Origin of the sequence: Roseateles albus (assembly GCF_028595345.1) — a bacterium.
GTDB lineage: Bacteria > Pseudomonadota > Gammaproteobacteria > Burkholderiales > Burkholderiaceae_C > Paucibacter_A > Paucibacter_A albus.
The window spans coordinates 2342-4085 of record NZ_JAQQXT010000035.1 but is presented as its reverse complement, the minus strand read 5'-3'; the positions used below and the strand labels follow the sequence as shown (position 1 = coordinate 4085).

Below are 1744 nucleotides of genomic sequence, written 5' to 3'. Positions count from 1 at the left end.
CAACTCGGCTGAGAATTGCGGCTGCGCCGCCTTGTCCGCCGCAGCGGTGGTCTTTGTCTTGCGTGGCATTCATGCTCCTTGTCGACATGCTATGCCTTACACACAAAATTTCTGACAGGCTCGTTGAAGCTGTGTATCGAATGATCTTCGATACACAGCCCCTGACCATCAAATTAGCGGGCCATTGCGCTTGGATTCTTCATCCCCAAGCAGGCGAAGCTCGATGAGCGCCTCGTGATGGTGTGCTGGCTCTTCGACTGGTTTTGCTGTCGTTGCAGCACTGTCAGCCAAAAGGTTGGTGCTCGGCGGCGCCAGCAAATCATTGAGGGCAGGTGAGGTCTTACTGGCTTCTTCGCCTAGCTTGCCGTCCTTCGCGAACCACACGTCGGACATTTGATGCGTTGCCCCGTCACTTGTCTTGTAGCCAGATACCAAGCCAATCAAATTGCCGTTATCAATGGCCGTGCTCGATTTGGCGTTCAAATCCAACTCGGTAATGCCTAGATCCGCCAAAGTCTTCAGTTCACCAGCATCAGTTTTGCCGTCATGGTTGACGTCGACCCAGACCCTGAGCTTGCTGAAATTAGTGTCATGCGCATCAAGCTTGCCGTCGTGGTTGTTGTCCTCGGCGGCCATGGCCAAATAGCCGTTAGCAGCGTGCTTGCCCAACCCAAGTTGCGTCCCGGAACCGAACAACTCGGCACCGCTATTGATCACACCATCGCCATTGCGATCCATTGCCAGCAAGCCGTCGCCGCCGGAGGCCCATCCATACTTGTGCGCGGTCCCGGTGGCATTCAGGTCGAAACTGACACCTTCGGCTGCGGACAAGGTCTGGATGCCATTGCCGTCCAAATCCAGCATGATGGGCGTCGTCAAGAAGAGTGCGTCAAGCTGCGCACCGGTCATCGCCCCCATAGCGGCGGTGTTGGCAACCAACGCCGTGGACTGGGCCATGTTCAACTTTGCAATATCGGCCACTTCAAAACCGGCAATCTGGGAAGTCGTGAATGCAGTGAGCTGGTCCGTGTTCAGACCTGCGACCTGTGAAGTCGTGAGGGCAGTGATGTCAGCCGAACTCAGGTGAACAAAGTTCGCTGCTGAGATTGCACCCAACTGAGCAGAACTCATCGCCGCAATCTGGCCGGTGCTGAGCATCACGATGTCATCAGTCTGTAGCCCTTTTATCTGAACCGTCGTCAATGAGCCAAACTGTTGCGTACTCAAAGAACCAACTTGGACGGCGCTCATGGCCTGGATCTGATCACTGCTGAGTGCCTTCAACGTCGAGATGCCCAGTGCGCGGAAGTCCTCTGTTCCAATCGCGCCGAAGTCAGCGGCATCAATACCGACAACCTGTGTACTGCTCAGCACACCAAACTGAACACTGGTAAGTGCGCCAACTTGATCCGAACTCAGGGCTGCAAATTGCAATGAATTCAAACCACTGATTGCGGAGGTCGTTAGCATGGCCAAATCGGAGGACTCTATTGCCGCCATTTGAAGGGAGGTCAGTCCCTGGACTTGCGCGGAGCTCAATACACCTACTTCACCCGTCGTCAGCGCTTGCAGATTGGCGGTGCTGAGCGCGCCGAGCTGCGCACTGGTGAAGGCGCGGATGCCGGCCGAACCCAGCGAGATCACATCGTCGCTGACCAAGCTGGCGATCTGTGCGGTCGCGATCGAGGCGATCTGGGCTGAGCCCAGTGCGGCAATCTGCCCGCTGGTCAAAGCGTTCAAGTCA

1 pseudogene is annotated in these 1744 nt (G+C 56.1%); it reads right to left on the bottom strand.

Annotated features, from left to right (window positions below):
• Positions 1-168 precede the first annotated feature (168 nt).
• Positions 169-1744, bottom strand: a pseudogene (locus PRZ03_RS23755) (heme utilization protein); the annotation flags it as partial.